Source organism: Halomonas citrativorans (assembly GCF_900163645.1).
In the GTDB taxonomy this organism is placed as follows: domain Bacteria; phylum Pseudomonadota; class Gammaproteobacteria; order Pseudomonadales; family Halomonadaceae; genus Vreelandella; species Vreelandella citrativorans.
Map to the genome: position 1 here is coordinate 321,289 of NZ_FUKM01000057.1, position 18,319 is coordinate 339,607.

Annotated in this window: 16 protein-coding genes, 1 pseudogene and 1 riboswitch; of the genes and pseudogenes, 8 read left to right on the plus strand and 9 right to left on the minus strand. The window is 53.5% G+C overall.

Annotation, left to right across the window (positions count from 1 at the left end; translation table 11 throughout):
* Positions 1-13 precede the first annotated feature (13 nt).
* Positions 14-754: an SDR family oxidoreductase gene (locus tag CZ787_RS15345; RefSeq protein WP_087110772.1), complete on the minus strand. Its 741-nt coding sequence runs from the start codon at positions 752-754 to the stop codon at positions 14-16.
* A gap of 224 nt (positions 755-978) precedes the next feature.
* On the opposite strand from CZ787_RS15345, the gene CZ787_RS15350 reads away from it, so the two are divergent.
* Entirely contained in the window at positions 979-1,923 is a 945-nt protein-coding gene (locus tag CZ787_RS15350) for an AraC family transcriptional regulator (protein WP_087110774.1), read from the plus strand.
* 68 nt (positions 1,924-1,991) lie between these two features.
* Complete coding sequence (locus CZ787_RS15355) at positions 1,992-2,888, plus strand: LysR family transcriptional regulator (RefSeq protein WP_087110776.1); 897 nt, start codon at positions 1,992-1,994, stop codon at positions 2,886-2,888.
* On the opposite strand, the gene CZ787_RS15360 is transcribed toward CZ787_RS15355, so the two are convergent.
* From CZ787_RS15360 to CZ787_RS15390, 7 genes are all read right to left on the minus strand, one after another.
* The gene (locus CZ787_RS15360) at positions 2,889-4,394 is read right to left on the minus strand and encodes an AbgT family transporter (protein WP_087110778.1); all 1,506 of its coding nucleotides are present in this window, start codon (positions 4,392-4,394) and stop codon (positions 2,889-2,891) included.
* 46 nt (positions 4,395-4,440) lie between these two features.
* Positions 4,441-5,595: a M20 metallopeptidase family protein gene (locus CZ787_RS15365; RefSeq protein ID WP_087110780.1), complete on the minus strand. Its 1,155-nt coding sequence runs from the start codon at positions 5,593-5,595 to the stop codon at positions 4,441-4,443.
* Positions 5,596-5,845: 250 nt separating this feature from the next.
* On the minus strand, positions 5,846-6,370 hold the full coding sequence (locus tag CZ787_RS15370; protein ID WP_217883886.1) for a TonB-dependent receptor domain-containing protein: 525 nt from the start codon (positions 6,368-6,370) through the stop codon (positions 5,846-5,848).
* A gap of 233 nt (positions 6,371-6,603) precedes the next feature.
* Positions 6,604-7,080 carry an NYN domain-containing protein gene (locus CZ787_RS15375; protein WP_087110782.1) on the minus strand — a complete coding sequence of 159 codons (477 nt, stop codon included), beginning with the start codon at positions 7,078-7,080 and terminating at the stop codon, positions 6,604-6,606.
* A gap of 369 nt (positions 7,081-7,449) precedes the next feature.
* Positions 7,450-9,399 carry a methyl-accepting chemotaxis protein gene (locus CZ787_RS15380; protein ID WP_087110784.1) on the minus strand — a complete coding sequence of 650 codons (1,950 nt, stop codon included), beginning with the start codon at positions 9,397-9,399 and terminating at the stop codon, positions 7,450-7,452.
* Positions 9,400-9,968: 569 nt separating this feature from the next.
* Positions 9,969-10,403: a pseudoazurin gene (locus CZ787_RS15385; RefSeq protein WP_087111266.1), complete on the minus strand. Its 435-nt coding sequence runs from the start codon at positions 10,401-10,403 to the stop codon at positions 9,969-9,971.
* Positions 10,404-10,475: 72 nt separating this feature from the next.
* Positions 10,476-11,489: an ABC transporter substrate-binding protein gene (locus tag CZ787_RS15390; protein ID WP_087110786.1), complete on the minus strand. Its 1,014-nt coding sequence runs from the start codon at positions 11,487-11,489 to the stop codon at positions 10,476-10,478.
* Between the two features lie 72 nt (positions 11,490-11,561).
* Positions 11,562-11,755: riboswitch (cobalamin riboswitch) on the minus strand.
* A 112-nt stretch (positions 11,756-11,867) separates the two neighbouring features.
* Between CZ787_RS15390 and CZ787_RS15395 the strand changes: the two genes are divergently transcribed.
* Positions 11,868-12,332: a DUF2243 domain-containing protein gene (locus CZ787_RS15395; RefSeq protein ID WP_087110788.1), complete on the plus strand. Its 465-nt coding sequence runs from the start codon at positions 11,868-11,870 to the stop codon at positions 12,330-12,332.
* A 2-nt stretch (positions 12,333-12,334) separates the two neighbouring features.
* Positions 12,335-13,159 (plus strand): cytochrome c oxidase assembly protein, encoded by an 825-nt coding sequence (locus tag CZ787_RS15400; RefSeq protein ID WP_087110790.1) that lies wholly within the window; start codon positions 12,335-12,337, stop codon positions 13,157-13,159.
* A 129-nt stretch (positions 13,160-13,288) separates the two neighbouring features.
* On the opposite strand, the gene CZ787_RS15405 is transcribed toward CZ787_RS15400, so the two are convergent.
* Positions 13,289-14,044, minus strand: a complete 756-nt coding sequence (locus tag CZ787_RS15405) for a DeoR/GlpR family DNA-binding transcription regulator (protein WP_087110792.1) — start codon at positions 14,042-14,044, stop codon at positions 13,289-13,291.
* A 339-nt stretch (positions 14,045-14,383) separates the two neighbouring features.
* Here CZ787_RS15405 and CZ787_RS15410 point away from each other — a divergent pair, with 339 nt between their 5' ends.
* The 4 genes and pseudogenes from CZ787_RS15410 to CZ787_RS19150 all read left to right on the plus strand — a co-directional run.
* Positions 14,384-14,842 carry a tripartite tricarboxylate transporter TctB family protein gene (locus tag CZ787_RS15410; protein ID WP_087110794.1) on the plus strand — a complete coding sequence of 153 codons (459 nt, stop codon included), beginning with the start codon at positions 14,384-14,386 and terminating at the stop codon, positions 14,840-14,842.
* A 73-nt stretch (positions 14,843-14,915) separates the two neighbouring features.
* Positions 14,916-15,884 (plus strand): Bug family tripartite tricarboxylate transporter substrate binding protein, encoded by a 969-nt coding sequence (locus CZ787_RS15415; RefSeq protein ID WP_087110797.1) that lies wholly within the window; start codon positions 14,916-14,918, stop codon positions 15,882-15,884.
* A gap of 72 nt (positions 15,885-15,956) precedes the next feature.
* The gene (locus tag CZ787_RS15420; RefSeq protein WP_087110799.1) at positions 15,957-17,444 is read left to right on the plus strand and encodes a tripartite tricarboxylate transporter permease; all 1,488 of its coding nucleotides are present in this window, start codon (positions 15,957-15,959) and stop codon (positions 17,442-17,444) included.
* A 174-nt stretch (positions 17,445-17,618) separates the two neighbouring features.
* Positions 17,619-18,306: pseudogene (locus CZ787_RS19150) on the plus strand (IS3 family transposase); the annotation flags it as partial.
* Positions 18,307-18,319 lie beyond the last annotated feature (13 nt).

Consider the following 18,319-nt stretch of genomic DNA (forward strand, 5'->3'; position numbering starts at 1 on the left):
CACCACTAAAAAACTACTGACTAGCAGTAGGCCGCACCACAATATCGCTGGTGTCGACGTCGTCAGGCTGGTTGATAGCATGGGCGATGGCGGCAGCAATGGCCTCGGGTTTAAGGGCAATCTGGCGGTAAGCTTCCATGGCCTCGGCGGCTTCCTTGTCGGTGATGGTGTTGGCCAACTCCGACTCCACAACGCCGGGATAAACGCAGGTGACGCGCAGGCAGTTGGTTTCCTGGCGCAGGCCGTCAGAAATGGCGCGCACGGCGTATTTGGTCGCGCAGTACACGGCGGCGGTGGGCACGACACTCAGCCCGCCGATGGAGGAGATGTTGATAACCTGCCCCGCCTGTTGCGCCTGCATGGTGGGAAGAACCGCCGCGATTCCGTTTAGTACGCCACGAATGTTCACATCGATCATGCGGTTCCACTCATCTACCTTGAGCGCTGCCAGCGGGGAAAGTGGCATAACGCCTGCATTATTGATGATGACATCGATGCGGCCATGGGTGGTGATCGCAAACTCGGCAAACGCCTGCATATCTTCACGGCTAGTGACATCCAGGGCCTGGTAATCAACTGTGCTGCCGTTGGCACACAATTCGCGCGCCAGTGCTTCCAGTCGGTCGGTACGTCGCGCACCAATAATTAGGCGATGGCCTTGCTTGGCCAGTTCGCGGGCCGTGGCTTCACCAATACCGCTGCTGGCGCCGGTCAATAAAACAACTTTAGAGGGGACGTTCGATAGGCTGGTCATGCGTTTTTCCTGTTGTGGGAAAGTACAGGGAAAGCGTAGGGGATGCCCACGAACGGCAATATAGACGATCCTCTTGCATGCTTGCCTAAAGCTATTAATTGGCGGGCTGGAGGCAGGAAACTGACCCAACAGCCTATACTATTACTCTTATGTTGGCTCAGACACTGGCAGTCTCAGTGGCGATCAACGAGGGCGAATAGTGAGAGCATTGAACGAGGTTGCTCATGGTAGCGAGTAGCGATGCGGTAGTGCAGCGCCGGATAATCGAACGGTTATATCAACTCGCCCCGCGCGAGGGATATACCCAGTCGCTGGTGGATGAGGTGCGCCTGATGCGCTCAAACCGGACGCTCAAAAACACCCCGGTGCTATATGAGCCGAGCATCGTCATCATCTGCCAGGGGCGTAAGCGGGGCTATCTGGGCAGCGAAGTGTATCTTTATGATGCGCATCACTATCTGGTGCTAGCGGTACCTCTGCCGTTTATTTCAGAGACAGAGGCGAGCCCTGACGTACCGATGCTGGGGATTGCGATCCGCCTTGATACAGCGGTCATTGCAGAGCTTGTCACCCAGCTGGATGAAACGGTCGATGTTCAGCCAACCCCACCCCGCGGCATGCTTTCCACACCGCTTGATCAATCGCTTGCCGGTGCAACGCTACGCTTGCTGGATGCGCTGGCAACGCCTGCGGATGCACGCATTCTAGCACCGTCCATCGTGAGAGAGATTTGCTACCGGGTACTGACCGGCGAGCAGGGCGGAAGCGTTCGCTCGGCGTTATCCCACTATGGGCAGTTCGGGAAGATAGCCAAGGCGCTACGCCGCATCCATGTACATTACGCCGCTCCGCTGGAAGTGGGCACGCTCGCCCATGAGGTGGGAATGAGCGCTCCGGCGTTTCATGCGCACTTCAAATCCGTCACTCAAACCTCGCCTATCCAGTACATCAAATCGACGCGCTTGCACCATGCGCGGCTGTTGATGATTCGTGATGGATTGACCGCCGCTGCTGCGGCGAGCCGGGTAGGCTATGAAAGCCCTTCCCAGTTCAGCAGGGAGTTCAAGCGGCTATTTGGTCAGCCACCTGCAGAGGAGGTGCGCGCTATGAAATTGAGTCTGGCGTTATCACCGCCTGCTCCTATCACCGATATCGCTTCGTTGCATTGAGAACGATACGATGCCAGATGCTAACTCATTAGCACATTTTATAATCTCTCAGCCTATACGAGTTACCAATGAACATACTCGATAAACGCGCCTTCTACCTGCTGGAAGTAAGCAGTTGCGGCGGTATTCGCGCGGCGGCTGAGCATTTGCATATTAACCCCTCCGTGGTGAGTCGGCAGGTTCGCAGCCTTGAGCGAGAGCTGGGAATGGCGCTATTAGAGCGGCAGGGGCGCCATATGATGTTAACCGAGGCGGGGCTGCTGGTGGTGGATAGCTTTCTTGCCCAGCGGCGGCTCAACTCGGAGCTGGGGGATACGCTTTCCCGGTTGCGCAATCTACAGGCGGGGAAGGTCGTGGTTTCGGTGGGCGATGGGTTTGTGGATAGCTTTATCAACTACGTGATGAAGCGCGTCTCCGAACATTACCCGGACGTGCTGATCGAGATCAAAACGGGCATCTACTACCCCCGTGAGCCCCACGAGATGGTGGCCAACGACGAGGTGGATATTGCGATTACCTATGGGCCAATCTCGGATCCGAGGCTGGTGGTACACTCCTTTGAGCGCGGCCCGCTATGTGCCCTGGTGGCACCTTTTCATCCGCTGGCCCGGCAGGAGAGTGTTACGGTAGCAGAGCTTTTGCAGCACAAGCTTATTTTTCTGCCCGATGTATCGGGGTCGCAGCAGTTTGTAAATGCGTTGTTTAGCGCCGCCGGGCAACCCGCCACGCCCGCCTACCGTTGCAACCTGCATTCTGTTTCACGGCGCATGGCGAGTGCCGGTATTGGGGTGTCGTTCATGACCGCGGCGGCTGCACGCAATGAGGTGGACGAAGGGCAGCTCAGAGCAATTCCCGTGGCGCACCCACTGGCAGCCAGCAGTCAGGGCAATCTGGTAAGAAGAGTCGGCAGAAGGCTTTCACCCGCTGCCGACTATTTATGGAAGCTGATGCTGACGATGCAGTAATCAGTTCGCCATCATGTAAACGCCGGGGCCGATCGGCCACCCCATGGCTAGCCAGAACATCAAAAAGGCGGACCAGGCGAGCAGGAAGGTAACCGCTAGCGGCAGCATGGTGGCTATCAGCGTGCCCAGCCCCATGTCCGGCTTGTAGCGCTGCATGTACACCAGGGCAACCGAGAAGTACGGGCTCATGGGGGAAATGATATTGGTGCTGGAATCACCGATGCGGAACATGGCCAGTACGAAAGCGGGGTCGAAATCGATCATCATCAGCATCGGCACGAATACTGGGGCCATCAGCGCCCACTGGGCCGAGCCGCTGGTCATGAACACGTTGAGTACCGCACTCATGGCAATGAATGCCCCCACCAGCGGCAGGCCGGTAAAGCCGGTGCTCTGCAGAATGTTCGAACCCTCGATGGCAATGTACTGACCAAGCTCCGACCAGCGGAAGTAGGCGATGAACTGTGCAATGGCGAAGAACAGCACCAGCGTGGGCGCCAAGTCGCTTGCTGATTCGGCCATGCGCTGGGGGACGTCGCGGCTGGTCGTTATCTTGCCGGTGGTAATGCCGTACACTAGGCCGATGGTCACGAAATAGCCAAACATGAGTGGCACCAGCGAGCGTAGGAAAGGTGACGGAATTAGCCCGCCCTCTTCGTTACGCAGCGGGGATGCTTCAGGAATAACGGCAATCAGGATCAGCGCCAGATAGATCAAGGTGGCGAAGCCGACCCGCTTAAGGCCTAACTTCTCTTCCGGTGTTAACTCCGGCTTGACGATATCCGTCTTAAAATCCTTGCTCATCGGCAGCGTGCGCGTGAGCCGCGGTTCAACCACCTTATCGATAATCAGCGTACCCGCAATGGCAAGCACGAATACTGAGCAGGCCACAAAATAGTAGTTATCAACTGGCGAAATATAGGCATCAGGATCGACCAACCGTGCTGCTTCGGTAGTGATGCCGGCAAACAGCGCGTCCCCGACAGTAATAAACAGGCTGGCATCAAAACCTGCACCGGCGGCGGCGTAGGCTGCGGCAGCGCCCGCAATAGGGTGACGGCCCACCGAGTGATACAGCATGGCGGCCAGCGGTATCAAAATCAGGTAGTTGGCATCAGAAGCAATACTGCCGCAGATGCCCGCCAAAAATACGCAGAAGGTTAGCAGTGAGGGCGGGGCTTTGGCGACGCTTACCTGCATCAGCGTCGACATCAGGCCGACCTTATCGGCCAAGCCAATACCGAACATCACCACCAAAATAAGCCCAAGCGGTGGGAAATTGACGAAGTTACTGACCACACTGGTCAGCATGAATTCTAAACCATCGCCTGATAGCAGGCTTTGGACATAGACGGTGTCGCCGGTTTGTGGGTTGATCGCCGAGACGCCAAACGTGGCGAGCATGGCTGAGATAACTACAACCACTACGGCGAGGATGGTAAATAGGATGAACGGATGAGGAAGTTTGTTACCTACGCGTTCAATAGAAGCGAGTACAGACTGCATAGTGTTAACCCTTGTTTTTAGAAATTTTTTGGTTGTAAAAAGGTTGTCAGCTGCGTAACAGTAGCCCTTTTGCTAAAGCAACAAACATGCCACCTGCTACCTGTAATATGTTGTCGTTAAAGTCGTAGTGTTCGTTGTGAAGATAAGCGCTGTCGCCGTTACCGACGAAGAAAAAGCAGCCAGGCACTTCCTGTAGGTAGAACGCAAAGTCTTCGGCACCCATGGTGGGCATGTAATCCAACTGCTGAATGTCGTTACTGACTACATATTTGGAGGCGAGTGCTAACACCCGTTCAGACCATTCGGGATCATTGGATAGTGGTGGAATCTGGTGAATGTGTTCAAGTTTGAAGCTGGCGCCATGGGCATCACACACGCCTTTAGTGACCTGCTCAAGCTTGCCAGCCAGCGCATCGCGGGATGAGGGGCGGTCACTTCTAATATTCACCACGAGCTCTGCGGCGCCGGGGATTACGTTGGCTGCATCGCCTGCATGAAAGGACGCTACGGTAATCACACCGGATTCCAAGGGTGATTTGTGACGGGCCACCAACCCTTGCAATTGTTGTACTAGCGAGGCGCCAACGTAGATCGGATCAATGGCCAAGTGAGGCATGGCCGCATGGCCAGAGACGCCCTCGATGATGACTTTGAACGTGTCGTTGCCACCCATAGCCGGACCGGGCTTTACGAACAGTTGGCCTTCAGGAAAGCCGGGGCGATTGTGGTAGCCAAATACGGCTTCCACTCTAGGGTTTTCAAGCACCCCAGCCTTGACCATCGCATCCGCACCGTTGCCGCCTTCTTCCGCTGGTTGAAAAAGCAACTTGAGATGCCCACACAGTTCATCACGCTTTTCCATGATGACTTCGGCGGCGAGTAGTAGCGTGGCGGTGTGTCCGTCATGTCCGCAGGCGTGCATAAGACCTTCATTCTGCGAACGATGGCCAAACGTATTGGCTTCGTGAATAGGAAGCGCGTCCATATCAGCACGAAACGCGATCACAGGACCTTCGCGGCCGGTATCCAGTTCCGCCAGGATCCCTGTTGTCGCAATACCCTCAGTTACCTTGTAGCCAAGCGCGCGTAATCGTTCGGCGGCTAGCTTGGCGGTTTGGGTTTCTTGGTATTTAAGCTCAGGCTGCTTGTGGAGAGTTTGTCGCAGAACGATTGCATCTTGTATTTGCTTATCGGTAAACATTGCCTGTCCTTGCCGTTATTGATGTGCCTATTGGCAACGTTATTAGGAAGACTAACCCTAAGTGACTTCACGGGTGGAAAGGAGAAGCAGGAACGTTATCTTTGTTGCTTTTTGAGCAACATTTAAATTAGATCCATGGTTTTAGTGCAAGATTTAGAAGTTATGTAGCTCAATAAAAAGCCGCGCAATCGCGCGGCTGCCTCATTTACTCTAAACCCCTTAAAACTCAGTCCTCAACGTAAGCGAGGCACTACGTGGGGCGCCGTAAGCCGTAGCGGTTGTAGTAGCGTTGGTCGAGCAGGTTGTCGACGTTAAGCGTTACGCTGGTTTCATCGTTGATATCGTATTTTGCCATGGCGTTAACGATGGCGTAGCCGGGCCAGTTGACGGCAGTGGAACCTGTGCTGACGCCGTTTGTAGGTTGGCCTGCCGGGCCTGATATCGCATGGGTGTTGCTTTGCGCGTACACACCGCCGCCGAAGGTCATGCGGTTCAAGAAACCGGACGGTTCATACGTAGTGGAAAGCTTGAACAGATGCGATGGGTCGCTGCTGCCATCCGAGTCCACACGGCGGAAGTGCAGGTAAGTGTAGCCACCGTAAACATTCCAGTTGGGCGTCAAAGAGCCGGCGATCTCCAGGTCGATGCCATCGGTTTCATAGCTGTCGCCCACGATGGGTTTAACCGTGGCGCCGCTGGTGGTTTCACGGGTTTGCGGCGTGAATGTGCTGGTGTAGCTTGCATATAGCGAGTGATTGTCCGTGAGGTCATACACCACGCCCGCGTAGGGGTTACCACGCCGTTTTCGTGCTGACTTGAGTGATCACTTGTGCGCAGTATCGTCATGGCGCATCGCGGCAGATTGGCGCTCAAAAACCGAACCGGTGGCGGGCTACGTGTTGTAATGGCGCTACCCGCCTGTGCTGACACGTCAAGGGAAAGCGCCTCTTGATGCGTGTGGCTTCGGCGCGGGGATAGGGCTTGAGATGAGCGGGGCAAGCGTAAGAATTAGCGCAGCAGCAGGTCTTCCTTAATGGGAATAAACGCGCTCGCTTCGTTCATTAGTGACGCAGCGGTGAGCTGGGGGACGCCATATACCTCTACTTTTTTCCCATACTTGACGCGAATTTTATTCACCAGCAGGTCAAAATCGCCATCACCCGTTACCAGTACGATAACGTCGGCGTGCTCTGCGTACTCGATGGCATCCAGCGCAATACCCACATCCCAATCGCCCTTGGCAGAACCATCGGCGCGTTGAATAAAGGGCTTTAGCTTCACCTCAAAACCAATGGCTCTGAGTATATTTTGAAACTCGCGCTGTTTCTTATCGCCTTTATCAATGGCATAGCAAAACGCACCCACCACGTCTCTGTTGGCGGTGGCTTGCGCCCAAAACCGGTTGTAATCAAAGTTTCTCCGATATGCATCCCGCGTGGTGTAGTAGACGTTTTGTGTATCAATAAAGATGGCGACGTTGGTCATAAGTATGGCTCGTTGCGAACTATCCCATCATGCGGGCATGTTGGTCCCATAGCATCCAGATCGTACCGGCCACGATGATAAGCACGATCAGTGTGGTGAAGAGGATACGCTTTAGAGCGTCCCGGTGCGATTTAGCCTAGCCAATATGTAGGAAAAAAGCGCAGATGAACAATGAAGTGCACCAGTGCGAGCGCACCGAATACCATGAGGGCAGGCATGCCTGTTAGCAGGCTCAGGGAGATATTTGCACATGACTCACTCTGAGCTGATCTTGCAGGCAAATGAGCGCTGGATAGGCCATTCATTATTGGCACGTCATTCATGAAACGCCCCGCCATGTTTCGTCGGCGGGCGTTTCATGAAAGGGTCTCAGTAGCTGTGATGCGCTAATGCGAATGTATTACTTTCCTCGGTGACCTTAAAGCGACCTACCATGCTGGCCATGTCGCCTGCTTGGTCGTCCAGTGAGCGGCTCGCTGTGGCGACCTGCTCGACCAGCGCAGCATTCTGCTGAGTGACTTCTTCCAACTGGGTTAACGCCTGATTAATTTGCTCAATGCCTGATGACTGTTCGGTGGTTGCTGCGGATATTTCTGACACCAAAGCAGCCGTATGCTGAGCGCGTTCTGCAATGTTTTTTAGCGTATCGCTTGTTGAGGTAACAAGCTCTTCCCCGTCTTCTATACTTTTAACGTTATTGTCGATCAGCTTTCGAATCTGCTTGGCTTCTTCTGCACTTCGGCTTGCCAGGTTACGTACCTCTGAGGCTACCACTGCAAATCCACGCCCTTGCTCCCCGGCTCTTGCGGCTTCTACGGAGGCATTCAAGGCTAGGATATTGGTCTGGAAAGCGATGTTATCAATGGCTTCCACTATCGCGGTGACTTGCTGATTGGCTTCATGGATCTGCTCCATCGCCATACGCGCCCGTTCGGCTATATCGTTAGCGGAATTTGCCTGGCTTGCCATGTCCTGTGTAGAACGACGTGCTTCCTGAGCCGTATCTGCACTTTGCTTCACGGTGGCCGTAATCTGCTCCATGCTGGATGCCGTTTCCACAAGCGACGCAGATTGCTCTTCGGTGCGCTGGGCAAGGTCTGCATTCCCCTTGGCAATCTCCTTGCTGGCAACTTCGACAGACTGAGCACCCTGCTTGATGCTGGCCACCAGCTCTTCCGTTTTAGCCGTTGATTCGTTGAACGCCTGATAAAGCTGTGACAACTCATCGCTTCCTGGAATCGCCAAGCGCTGAGTCAGATCTCCTCCACGTGTCTGGATGTTTTCAAGCGCTATTTTTAGCGGGCGTACAATACTGCGGACAATGAGCACAGAAAGCAGAACCGCTAACAGAGCCGCCGCTAAGGAGCACGCCAGATAATACGCCAGCTCGCTGACCGCGTTGTCACGCAAGCTCTGGGCTGTTTCAAGCAGAAGATCGGCCGCTTCTCGTCCTACTTCCGCCTGGCTGTCAATCAGCATGGTTTGTTGGTCAAACCACTGCTGGTGATTGATATTGAAATCTCCAGCCGTGCCTTGCTCCACCGCGGTACGTCGCATGTCAGCAAGCGTTTTAGCAAGATCACTTTCCAGTATAGCTGCCAGCTCGCTCTGCAGGCTGGCATTGGAAAGCTGATTAAACGTTTTAAGGTATGCTTCTGATCGGCCTGTGATCGACAGCAAATTGGCGAACGCGGTAGAAGACATGGCGTCTGCACTAAAAGCGGTTGTTAACATGGCCCGCTCAATACCCGCTAGTTCTTTTATGTTTAACAAATTGTAATAAGCATTGAGCTGTCGAACAATTTCTCCGCGCTCAACGCTAAAGGTAAGTTGGCTGACAATGTTGATTAAAAAATCATTAATGTCCGTATAATAACGGTTGGATTGATCGCCTGGTATTTCCAGCCTGTCGGCGCGCAAACGGATTGTGTTTATCTCATGCAAAATTTGTTTAGCTTGAACTACCTGCTCTTGAACGCTTGTGTCATCTTCAGAAAAGATAAGATTTTCGGTATAAAGATTGAACTTCTCAATCTGTCCATCGGTCACCTTGCGCTGGCTAGGCAGCTCAGTGCGAAAGTTTTGCCCGCGGCTGCCTAAAAAGGCGGCTGTCATACCACGCTCGCGCTGAAGTTCATGAACCAGGTCACCGGCATACTGGCTCAGTACCGTCATCTCCTGAAGATGATTCATTTCAGACACAATCGCTTTACGTTCTAAAATACCTGACACTGCTAGCCAGGTCATGGCTAGCAATGGCAAGGCGAGAACCAGAATAAACTTACGGCCTATAGTAATACGGTGTAATACCTTCAGCATTATGTTTTCTCACATGAAAAGGATAATTTATGACAACGACGTTGAAAAGCTGACCATAACCTGCGCGTGTGCCTGTGCATTAATGGCTTGCTTACTTTTATCGGCAATGAGCGTTATAGCTGAAGCCATGAGGGGAGAAGATGATTTTAGGCTTGATCTAAGTCAAATTTAGTTAAAAATCAGACTTGTCTATCTTGACGGTAAGTTTTTATGACTTTTTTGAAGTCTATAGTTGATGTGTTTAAAGTGATTTTTATTTTTTCTTATCAGTTGTTTCTTTTTTTAATGGTGGCGTCGCTGTTAGATAGCAAGGTGTCGTAAAGGAGATGGTGGGGCGATGTGCGATCTAAGTGGCATGTTGGTGGGTGTTAACGTCGTATGTTTAATGTCTGCTCACTTGGTTATCTGAGTGGATAGAGAGCAAAGAAGATCAACATTACATGTTAGATAGTTCACCCAGAGAGCTTCTTCATATCAAAAGTGACCAAAACTCGCGAGGTGATAAATAAATGCTGATCTTGAAAGGCGGTTTGATGTGGCAAGCCGCCCTAATAGATAAAGTAATATAGTTAATTGTTTGCCTGCCGTGACAGGATTTCAACAAAACGCTGGCGTGCCGGTGCAGGCAGGTTGTCGGGCAGATCCTCTTCCGTCGCGGTGGTATCGCCGACTTGAATCAGCATCACCATGCCCATGGTGTAATGTGGCGAGCACTTAATGCCCCAAATGCCCTCGGCATTCAGTGTTACCTCAATCTCTTCGTTAATATTGCCTACAAATGCCTCGCCGCCTTCGGGGATCATGCCGTCAATGGTGGCCGCATTATGCCCCGGGGCGGTGGCTAGAAATTTCACCGTATCGCCAGGTTGAACAATAAGATAGTCCGGTGCGAAAGGCATTGGCCCGGTATCATTGCGGTTCAGCATCTCAACGGTATGTGTGTTGGCTAGAGCCGCCAGCGGTAGCAGACCAAGCAGAACAATAAGTCGTTGCATCATTTTCATAGTGAGTAAGCCCATACATTAATGAGTAAGAAGCGCGCCCTTGGGGCACGCTCAATGTGGCGGCGCAATGCCTCACGGTGATAGGTCAAATTCCGCTAACTGGTTGGCGAGTGCTTCCAGCGCAAAGATCGCTCGAACCGAGGGGTCCATCGCATGGGCATCAATCTCAATAATGCGGCCTTGTTGCACGGCTTCGGTCATGCTGGTGACAGGGTCTGACGCAAGATACGCCCGCTTGGCGGCAATGTCGTCGGCTGGGAACCGACGGCGATCCATTCTGGCGGCAGCAATAAACGTGGGATCACTTCTAACAATGGTTTCCCAACCGACGGTGGGCCACTCCTCTTCTGATGTCACGACGTTAGCGATGCCCAGCTTCGACATCATCCAGCCGGGCACGCTATTAACACCTGCCACGTAAGGGTCGATGCCCAGGTCGGCGGAGGAGTACCAAAACACGCCGGTAGTATCGTCCGGTAAATCAAGAGCCGCCGCTTTTTCGATGGCCGCAGCTTCACGCGCCTTCAGTTCGGTTATCAGCTCGTCACCGCGTTCGGCAACATCAAACATCTGCGCAAGCGTCGCGATGCTGTTGTAAAGCAGTTCGGTATCAAACAGCGTTGTGCGGGCGCCGTCCATGCTCTGGTGGTTGCTTTTGCCAATACACTCCGTGGGCATGGTCCAGCTGGGAATGCCCACATCGGCAAACATCTCAGGCGTACCGACCACGCCTGCGGGTCCAATCATCCACTCATAGGCAGATATCACCAGGTCGGGCTTGGTAGCCACCACGCTTTCGTAGCTTGGTGCATCATCCGCCAACCGTTCGACATTAGCGTCAATGTCAGCAAACTCCTCCAGTACCGGGTTAATCCAGAGTGCGGTGCCAGCAACCGTATCTTCAAGGCCCAGCATGTAAAGGATCTCGGTGGGCGCTTGGCCGATACTCACTACCCGCTCAGGGGGCGATTCTAGTGTGATCTCGTGCCCGCAGCTTTCAAGCGTCAAGGGGTAATCGGTGGCGGCATTGGCGGTTTGCCCAAGCCAAAGGCTGGCGACAGCCGCCGTGGTTAATCTCAACATCATGTACACTCCCGTGCATGATGAGCAGGCCGCTGGCGTGTAGCTGGCTAAGTAGCCAGCCGAGCCGACCCGCTCGATGAAGGTTAGGGTGTCGGCAGGTCTCCTGACTGACGGGTCGTCGCTAGCTCACCTTCCCAGACATAGCGTCCAGTGGCATTGTCGAGCATCGCTCGCCGCCTACAGTTGCGGGGGCAGTTCCGTTTCGCGGCCAGGCCACGGCGGATTCTCTATTAGGTTCTCGAAAGAACACCGACGTGGCTATTCTAGGGGGTAACGATGAGGCTTAACATGGTTAAAATTAGCCTGGGATCACCTCTTTCTGGTTGCGATAAGCGCGTGGCGTACCTAACTTGAGGGGAAACTTCCAGGAGCAAGGATGCCATGGCTAGCTACCCCGCCTCATCAGTATTTGATACCCAACGCTCGCTGTGGGCAGCCATTCTGATGGGAATTGGTGTCATGGCCGCTGTCGATGAAATCGTCTTCCACCAACTGCTTCAATGGCACCATTTTTTCGATTTCTCCACACCTGCGTTTGGGATCCTCTCGGACGGTTTGCTGCATGCCTTTGAACTCCTTGCCATCGTGGTTGGGGTGTTTATGCTGCTTGATCTTTCCCAGCGCAAACGGTTGTCGATCCCATGGGCTCAAGCGGGCTTCTTTCTGGGGATGGGCGGGTTTCAGCTTTTCGATGGTGTTATTAACCACAAGATTTTACGCCTGCACCAGATTCGCTATGGGGTTGATCCGCTGATGTATGACGTGGTGTGGAATGGCGCGGCGATAGGATTATTGTTGGTAGGCGTCTGGCTGCTTTTTCGCGCCAAGCATTTGGCGCGTCGTTAAGCATGCAGGCTCACGATCACGCCGCTCATGGGTCGATGCTTGATTGGCTGCCCGTGGCACTGATCGTTCTACTTACGCTGGCGTATCTTCTGGCCGCTTATGCCCAGCGGCAACAAACAGCCGGATGGAGCGTTTGGCGAAGTATCTTTTTTAGCCTGGGTAGTCTGCTGATAGCTATCGCCGTGGCGCCCCCTTTAATGGCTTGGGCGCACCATGATCTAGTGGGCCACATGGTTTTGCATCTATTAATTGGTATGTTTGCACCGCTCGCTTGGGTACTGGCGGCCCCTGTTACGTTACTGCTACGCGCCTTGCCTCAGGCGGGCGGAAGACGAGTCGTCGCTTTGCTACACAGCCGGTTTGTGCGCTTTGTTTCACACCCGGTTAGCGCACTTGTGCTCAATATCGGCGGTATGTACGTGCTCTATTTAACGCCGCTTTATGCGCTATCTCTCCATCACCCGATAGTGCATGTTGTCATACACCTGCACTTTCTTTTGGCCGGGTACCTGTTCTGCTGGACGATTCTGGCCGAGCCTGATGTGTCGCCCCATCGGCTGAGCCTGCTTTTTCGGATGGGCGTACTGTTTGCGTCTATTGCCACTCATAGCCTGTTGGGCAAGCTGATGTACGGCTACGGTTGGCCTCGTGGTACTGGCCATTCGCTTGAGGAAGTACAGGCCGCCGCCCAATGGATGTATTACGGCGGCGACCTGGCGGAAGTGCTGCTGGCCGTGGTGTTGTTAACGCTTTGGTTGCGCACGCCCGTTGAGCGGCGTGAGGGGGTGTTGGAGAGCGCTAGCGCTAAGCCCAAGACGAGCGTTTAAGAGCTATAGCTGATGTTTGCAGTAGTGCTTTTTTAACGCCCGCTGTGTTAACTACATCTTAATGCAAGCATTGGCTTCCTGCGCAGTGCCGATTTTCTTTTATATTACAAGTCACCATTATTGAGATTTTCAACGCGGTCGCAGAATAGTTGGTCTTCTCTGAGCGAAAATGGATGTTAAATCCTCATCTCCATCGGTGATCAAAGTCCAGCGTGCTGGCAAGGGGGTCCAGTGCTGCTGACTGGCGCGACCAATTTTGGTGGCGTCGGCCATAACATATACCTCGGCGGCGCGTGCGATCATCGCTTCCTTTAGCCAAGCTTGGTCAGGGCTTGCCTCGCATAACCCCTGCTCGGTGACGCCGTCAGCACTGAGAAAGAGGCGGTCGACCGTGAGTCGTGACAGTGTCTCGAATGCAAGCGGGCCGTAGACCGTCATGCTTGGCGTACGCAAGTCGCCACCTAGCACTGTTGTACGTCCTTCGGGGAGATGGGTGAGCAGCGGAAGTGCCGCCATGTTATTGGTGACAACATGCAAACCTTTGCGCTCATGTAAACGAGCGGCAAGAGCAGCAGTGGTTGTGCCACCATCTAGAAGCAGGGTGTCCCCATCTTCGATGCAGTCTAAAGCGCACTCTGCAAGGCGCATCTTGATATTGCCTTGCCGTGTGCGGCGCTGCTCAAGAGTCAGCTCAGGCTCACGTTGGCCAATTGACGTAGCGGCACCGCCATAAGTCCGCACAAGCAAACCATCACGCGATAGCGCACCCAAATCACGCCGCACGGTTGCTTCGGAAATACTGAAGTAGTGACATAGTGCTTCGATACTGCATATGCCCGAACGCACGGCTTCAAGCATGGCCTTACGGCGTTTAACTACTTTCATGGCAAGTTAGCTCGGCTAATTTTATTGGCAGTGAGTATGCCAGCCAAGAGAGCTACTTGCACCACGGCTAAAGTCGCTATTTGTGATTGTTATGATCATGTTTGCTTTAGACATTAGTATAGCGCCTATCTTGTGGATGTTTTATTAAAATGCATTATTTTCAGTAACTTGATTTTGTTTTTTGGTTTTTATTTCTTGATGTATAAATATAGACAGGTTGCTAAAAAGGATCGAAAAGATCATTTTGTCGGCAGGGTGTGAAGTTTTTGATTGGTTTGGTCGCCTTGGTGGAGCTAGGGTGTATCGATATAGGCAGAGCGAATTAAAGGGTAGGGCAACATGGCACTTAAGAAAACCGATTGCGGATTGGCGATTTTACTGTTGGCTTTCTGCGCTTTTGCAGCGTGGCGGACGACGTTGGTGCCTTCCTCGGGGGCGGGTAGTCAAGCTGGACCTGACTTCCTCCCTTGGATTGCAATTATCGGTATTGCGCTGCTTTCTGTAGGTTTGCTCATTCGAGGAGTCCGCACACCCGTACAGGTCTCCGAGAAGTCCTCGGCTGAAAGCTCGAAGATATCCTACGCAACGGTAGTACTGGTGTTATTTATCATCCTGATGACCGCTTACGCCATCTCATTTGAGCGAATTGGTTATTTGCCCAGCACGTTGGCGACATTCGTTATTGGCATGTTGCTTTTACGTGAGCGGCGGCCTCTTCAATTTCTGCTCGTACCCGCGGTGATCGTTGCCTGCGTCTATTTCGGCTTTACGCATCTGCTTGATGTTTACTTGCCCTAGGGGAGACTTCTTCAAATAGAGACCCCAACCCGCCCAAACTGACAATAAACACTAAAACCATTGGAGAACGCACATGAAACTGCTCCCAACTCTTGCCACTTTAAGCTGCGGTGTACTCTTGACCGCGGTTAGCGCAAATGCCGCCGACTACCCTGTTCGCCCGGTTCAAGTTATCGTTCCTTACTCGGCGGGCGGCGGTACCGATCTCTCGGCACGTATTATGGCCGATACTATGAAAAAATATCTGGGTAAGTCGCTCGTGGTACGTAACCAGCCCGGCGGCGGCGGCTCCATAGGTACCAGTGCAGCGCTCCATGCTCGTACTGATGGCTACACCTTGGGTATGGGAGCTCAAGGGCCTTTGGCGATGCTGCCTCATTACGGTGGTGTGGGCTACAGTCTTGATGATGTCGAATTTCTTGCCCTGATGGGACGCAATCTGATGGTGGTAGCGGGATGCCAAGGCGCGCCCTTCGAGGATGCTGAAAGCTTCATCGACTACGCACGGGAGCATCCCGGTGAAGTTCGCGTAGGCAACTCGGGTGCGGGTGGTGCTAACCATATCGCGATCGAAGGGTTCGGCAGTGCTGCCGGTATCGAGTTTAACAGCATGCCCTTTGGCGGTGCTTCGGCGGCAGTAACGGCCTGCGTGGGTGGTCATATTGATGCCGTCATTGCTCATCCTGCTGAAGTGTTACCGCACATCGAATCCGGAAGTATCCCGGCGCTTCTGGTAATGGAGGAGGAGCGTATTGATGCACTACCTGATACACCGGTGCCTGAAGAGCTGGGTGTGGATTTTACATGGTCTGCTTGGAAGGGCGTGATTGCGCCCAAAGGTCTTCCGGATGATGTAAAAGAAACTCTTTCCGAGGCACTGCGTGAAACGTTCCAGGATGAAGAGTTCCTGGCGCGTATGGAGGAAATGGGGGAGTTTGTCGACTACCGCTCGGCTGATGAGTTCCGCGAGCTGGCTGAAAGCGATTCCGCCACTGCTGAAGAGATTATCCGCCAACTGAACATGTACGGCGTTAACCAATAATCCCGTAAAAGGCTTCCCCTCGCCATGGCGAGGGGAAGTGTTTTTTGACTGTTTTTGCTTGAGCAGGTCGCTATGGAAATTTCATCGTATGTGTTGGCCGTCTTTGATCCCAGTATTCTCTGGGTCATCGCACTAGGTACGCTGGGGGGAATGGTTATTGGCGCTCTCCCGGGGCTAACAGCCACGATGGGGGTAGCCTTACTCATACCCTTGACCTTTGGGATGGCACCCGTCATGGGTCTGAATATGCTCATCGGCATTTATATCGGCGGTATCTACGGAGGATGTATTTCCGCTATTTTGCTGCGCACGCCGGGAACGCCTTCTTCGGCAGCTACGGTACTCGATGGTTACCCGCTTGCTCAAAAGGGTGAGGCTGGCAAGGCGTTAGGTATGGCGACTATCGCCTCCTTTGTTGGGGGGATCATCGCAGCGGTAGTGCTGGCTGCACTCGCCCCCCAGTTGGCGACGCTAGCGTTAAAGTTTGGCCCAGCAGAGTATTTCGCTTTGGCGGTATTTGGCCTGACGATTATCGCCAGCCTTTCCGGGGATATCCTCAAGGGCGCGATCGCGGGTCTGTTAGGCGTGTTGATCGGTTGCGTCGGTGCCGATCCGATCAGCGGCATCTCGCGCTACACCTTTGGCGCATCGGGCTTCGCATCGGGTTTTTCCTTTACGCCTGCTCTGATCGGTTTGTTTGCACTATCAGAGGTGTTCGTTCAGATCGAAAAAATATTGAGTGATCGTATCGAGCGGATGAAAGTCGGAGGTATCTGGCCAAACCGCCAAGAGGTGAAAGAGAGCGGTATGCCCATGCTGCGCGGTTCATTAATTGGCACCTTTATCGGTATTATACCGGGCACGGGGTCGGGTACGGCCGCTTGGATCAGCTATAACGAGGCGCGGCGCACATCCAAAACCCCAGAGAAGTTCGGCACCGGCCATATTCCTGGCGTTGCTGCAACGGAAAGTGCCAACAATGCGGTCTGTGCGGCTGCGTTGATTCCACTACTGGCGCTGGGAATTCCTGGTGATGTAGTGACAGCGGTGTTGATGGGGGGGCTGATGATACAGGGCCTCGCGCCGGGACCAATGTTATTCCAGCAGAGCCCGGAGGTGGTGACCGGTATTTTTACCGGGGTGTTCGTTGCCACGATTTTCATGCTTGTGTTTGGGCTTTTGGGCATTCGCTTCTTTACCCAGATATTACGCGTGCCGCGGCGTGTCCTGACGCTTTCAATCGTGGTGTTCTGCTTTGTCGGTTCTTGGGCCATCAACCTCAACGTTGTTGATCTCTATACCATGGTCGGTTTCGGTGTTCTGGGGTTCTTCATGCAGAAGTACGGCTTTTCCCAAGCGGCGCTATGTATCGCTTTGATCCTTGGGCCGATGGCCGAGTCCAACCTGCGTCTTGGCCTTATGAGTGCCCGTGATGATCTTGGTGTCTTCCTGTCAGGGCCGATTACGCTGCTATTCCTAGGATTGGCCGCGATGTCGCTCTTGCTACCGCTACTGCGTAACTGGCGCCAGCAACGTCAAGTGGCAAAATTAGCAGAGTAGGCGTTAGAGCAAAGGCACATCGCATCGCCAAAAAGAGCCCCCGCCAGCATCTGAACTGCACCCCGAAAGTTGGACATCCCATCCAACCTTCGGGGTGTTTTTATGAGCAAGCAATACGACGAGGATTTCAATCTGCTGATTGTGCGTCAGTATTTACGCGATCCATCTGCGTAACTGAAGGCGCGGATCCAGACGATCTGCGATCACCATAAAGGGCGTTATGGCTATCGTCGTATCACCGCTGTATTGCGACAAGCAGGCGAGGTGATCAATCACAAGGCCGTCCAACGGCTAATGCAGCGACTGGGCCTGAAGCCGCTTGTTCGCCCCAGACGATATCGAGCCTATCGTGGGGCCGTAGGTTACGCTGCCCTCAATACGCTACAACGTCGGTTTCAGGCCTCAGAGTCTAATCAGCGATAGGTGACAGACGTTACCGAATTCAGGATCAATGACCAGAAGCTTTACCTGTCACCGGTCATGGATCTGTATAACGGTGAAATCATCGCCTTTCAGACCGCTACACGACCGGTATTCGGTCTAGTCAAGCGCATGCTAAAGAGTGCCTTCGAGCGTCTAAAGCCAGGCGACCGACCTCTGCTGTACTCGGATCGAGGGTGGCATTATAGCTACCCTGGTTACCGCCGCATGGTGGTGGAGAAAAGGATACTGCGCAGCATGTCCAGGAAAGGAAATTGTCTGGACAATGCCGCCATGGAGAGCTTCTCGGCACACTGAAAGCGGATTACTTCCACCTGAACCGGGTTAAAGCTATATCCACTACTATAATCACCAGCGCAAGCAAAAACCAAAAGGCCTGAGCCCCGTACAATACAGGACTCAGGCCATGGCCGCCGGTTAGAGAAACCAGCCGT

Coding starts and splice junctions, on each gene's coding strand:
- CZ787_RS15345 (WP_087110772.1), bottom strand. CDS start 754: ATGACCAGCCTATCGAACGTCCCCTCTAAAGTTGTTTTATTGACCGGC.
- CZ787_RS15350 (WP_087110774.1), top strand. CDS start 979: ATGGTAGCGAGTAGCGATGCGGTAGTGCAGCGCCGGATAATCGAACGG.
- CZ787_RS15355 (WP_087110776.1), top strand. CDS start 1,992: ATGAACATACTCGATAAACGCGCCTTCTACCTGCTGGAAGTAAGCAGT.
- CZ787_RS15360 (WP_087110778.1), bottom strand. CDS start 4,394: ATGCAGTCTGTACTCGCTTCTATTGAACGCGTAGGTAACAAACTTCCT.
- CZ787_RS15365 (WP_087110780.1), bottom strand. CDS start 5,595: ATGTTTACCGATAAGCAAATACAAGATGCAATCGTTCTGCGACAAACT.
- CZ787_RS15375 (WP_087110782.1), bottom strand. CDS start 7,080: ATGACCAACGTCGCCATCTTTATTGATACACAAAACGTCTACTACACC.
- CZ787_RS15380 (WP_087110784.1), bottom strand. CDS start 9,399: ATGCTGAAGGTATTACACCGTATTACTATAGGCCGTAAGTTTATTCTG.
- CZ787_RS15385 (WP_087111266.1), bottom strand. CDS start 10,403: ATGAAAATGATGCAACGACTTATTGTTCTGCTTGGTCTGCTACCGCTG.
- CZ787_RS15390 (WP_087110786.1), bottom strand. CDS start 11,489: ATGATGTTGAGATTAACCACGGCGGCTGTCGCCAGCCTTTGGCTTGGG.
- CZ787_RS15395 (WP_087110788.1), top strand. CDS start 11,868: ATGGCTAGCTACCCCGCCTCATCAGTATTTGATACCCAACGCTCGCTG.
- CZ787_RS15400 (WP_087110790.1), top strand. CDS start 12,335: ATGCAGGCTCACGATCACGCCGCTCATGGGTCGATGCTTGATTGGCTG.
- CZ787_RS15405 (WP_087110792.1), bottom strand. CDS start 14,044: ATGAAAGTAGTTAAACGCCGTAAGGCCATGCTTGAAGCCGTGCGTTCG.
- CZ787_RS15410 (WP_087110794.1), top strand. CDS start 14,384: ATGGCACTTAAGAAAACCGATTGCGGATTGGCGATTTTACTGTTGGCT.
- CZ787_RS15415 (WP_087110797.1), top strand. CDS start 14,916: ATGAAACTGCTCCCAACTCTTGCCACTTTAAGCTGCGGTGTACTCTTG.
- CZ787_RS15420 (WP_087110799.1), top strand. CDS start 15,957: ATGGAAATTTCATCGTATGTGTTGGCCGTCTTTGATCCCAGTATTCTC.